This window comes from Actinomycetes bacterium, from assembly GCA_022599915.1.
GTDB lineage: Bacteria > Actinomycetota > Actinomycetes > S36-B12.
Map to the genome: position 1 here is coordinate 1 of JAHZLH010000029.1, position 2,515 is coordinate 2,515.

Sequence of the window (2,515 nt, forward strand, 5' to 3'; positions counted from 1 at the left end):
CCCCGTGGTGTCCTAATGGCTTCGTAGATGAACGCTTCCTCGGCCATGGCCGACTCCTCACGTGGCTGATGTATTACTTTCTGGCACCGCCTAGGCGCAGAAGTTGATCCTGGCGTCAGATTCTACGCGCACGTTAGGTAAATCCCGTGCGGCACACCCACCGCTACGTCGGCGAGACCACCTCAGCCGTCTAGGATGTGCCAATGCGTAAGACTCTGCTGGTGGTCGTCGCCCTCAGCGCGGCGGCTCTGGTGGTCGGCGGACTCGCTTGGTTTCTGTCACCAAACTCCGAGAACACCAACACCGCTGCTGACGATGCGGCTACTAGCCCCACCCCATCAGCCACAGCCAGTGACACCACGAGCGACGAGGCAACCGATGACTCCCTGCCCGTCCCCGACAAGCGATATTGGTCGGACCCGGCCTGGGTAGGCCAGCCTTACCCACCCGGCGACGTCAACGGGCTGATCACATTCCGCGGCAATCCCACCCGAACTTTCTATGGCACCGGGCCCATGCCGCGCACCGCTCCGGTCCAAGACTGGGTGTACCCACGTGGCGGTGGCATGTGCGGCACCTCTGACGACGGTGGCGGACCGCAAACCTGGTGCGGCACTGGCTGGACCGGCCAACCTTCCGTCTTCGAACGCAAAGGAAAGACCTGGCTAGTCTTCGGCGCCTACGACTACGGGATTCATTTCCTCAATGCCAAGAATGGCAAGAAATTGCTGCCAACCTTCAAGACCGGCGACATCATCAAGGGGTCAGTAACCATCGATCCCGACGGCTACCCGCTGGTCTACTCCGGCTCGCGTGACAACTACCTGCGCGTCATTGCCTTCGACGGATCCCAGCCGCGAGAACTCTGGCGGCTGTATGCCAAGTCGGTGTCCCCCACCCAGTGGAACGACGACTGGGACGGCAGCCCACTGGTCATCGGTGACTATCTCTTTGAAGGTGGCGAAAACAGCCGCATTCACATCGTGAAGCTCAACAAGAAATACGACAAGTCCGGTCGGGTTAGTGTCAATCCGAAACTGATTTGGCATGCGGCCGGCTGGGATGCGGAGTTGAGCGCCGCCTTCGGCAGTCCGCAGACCTCAATCGAAAACTCCGTCGCGATCTACAAGAACGTCATGTACTTCGCTAACTCGGCTGGATTGGTTCAGGGCTGGAACATCAAGGGCCTCAAGCAAGGGAAAGACCCCAATCGGGTATTCCGGTTCTGGACCGGCGACGATACCGACGCCACCATCACCATCGACGAAGATGGCTACCTCTACGTCGGCTCCGAGTTCGAGAAGGGCAACTCCCGCTCTCAGCAGGTGGGGCAAATGATGAAGCTAGACCCCAGCAAACCGGATAACCCGTTGGTTTGGTCAGTAAAGGATCAATCCCGGCGACCGGGCGGAATCTGGGGCACACCGGCGCTACATCGTGATGTGGTCATCTTCGACACTGATGGCGGTGAGGTACTTGCCATCAATCGGGAGTCCGGCAAGGTCCACTGGCGTCGTACGCTGCCGGGGCCGCTGTGGCAGTCTCCGGTCGTCGTTGATGATGTCCTGCTCATCGGTGATTGTCAGGGGACCATGCATGCCTTTGATGTGAGCAAGACTCGCAAGCGGCCACCCGAACTATGGCAAGTGCGGGTTGGCGGCTGCATCGAATCCACGCCGGCAGTGCACGATGGTCGGATCTACATCGGGACCCGCGCAGGTCAGATGCATGCCCTCGCCCCGCGATAGTGCTGCTGACTCCTTAGCGGCGACTTCCGAGCCCGGGTCAGTAACCCAGGTCTTGGATCCGGAAGTCTGGCAGCGCTGGCGCAGTGGGCCGCGCTGGTACTACGCGCTAGCCGCAGTCGTGGTTGATCCAGCGGTGGAACAACGCCGAGTTGCGGTAGCAGCCGCGCTTTCGGAATGGCTGATACCCACGGGTCCGAAACAGGCGCATGTCACAGTACGCACCCTCGGATTTGAACCAGTGGCGTGGCGCCCGCATCGGGTCGACCTGAGGGTGGGAAAGGCCGACACCTTCACCGCCGCTGCTTACCTAGCGGTGGCGTCTCCTCAGATTCTGGAGTTGCGCGAATCCTGGGACGCAGCGGCTCCCACTCAACTCGATTGGCCGCCAGAGGATCGGACTGGGCCGTATCTGCCGCACGTGACCGTGGGCACCTACCGCAAGGTGGTGCCGCTGGCCACAGTCCGTGACCGCCTGGCGCAACTGCCACCAGCCCGGGAACTGCACCTGACCGCAGAGATTCAGCAAATCGCCATCGACACTCGATCGCCAGTGGGCGAATGGCAGATCGTATGACCTTCGCCGCGTTGGCACGGTTCACCGCCGCTAGCCAGCACCCTTAGAAAGGCGGATCCGGTTAGCCAGTCCGAAGCACCGTCGCGTACCCTCGTGAGCGGAGGATTCGCCTAGTGGCCTATGGCGCACGCTTGGAAAGCGTGTTGGGGCAACACCCCTCGCGGGTTCGAATCCCGCATCCTCCGCCACCTCG

Annotated in this window: 2 protein-coding genes and 1 tRNA gene; all 3 read left to right on the plus strand. The window is 61.4% G+C overall.

Annotated features, from left to right (window positions below):
* The first annotated feature begins 203 nt into the window (after window positions 1-203).
* The gene (locus K0U62_05845; GenBank protein MCH9801048.1) at window positions 204-1,748 is read left to right on the plus strand and encodes a PQQ-binding-like beta-propeller repeat protein; all 1,545 of its coding nucleotides are present in this window, start codon (window positions 204-206) and stop codon (window positions 1,746-1,748) included.
* Entirely contained in the window at window positions 1,729-2,322 is a 594-nt protein-coding gene (locus K0U62_05850; protein MCH9801049.1) for a 2'-5' RNA ligase family protein, read from the plus strand. Before K0U62_05845 ends, K0U62_05850 begins: the two co-directional genes overlap by 20 nt.
* A gap of 99 nt (window positions 2,323-2,421) precedes the next feature.
* Window positions 2,422-2,510, plus strand: a tRNA-Ser gene (locus tag K0U62_05855).
* Window positions 2,511-2,515 lie beyond the last annotated feature (5 nt).

What these genes read in the sequence shown, in the direction of transcription:
- K0U62_05845 (MCH9801048.1), top strand. Translation starts at nt 204, where the DNA reads ATGCGTAAGACTCTGCTGGTGGTCGTCGCCCTCAGCGCGGCGGCTCTG.
- K0U62_05850 (MCH9801049.1), top strand. Translation starts at nt 1,729, where the DNA reads ATGCCCTCGCCCCGCGATAGTGCTGCTGACTCCTTAGCGGCGACTTCC.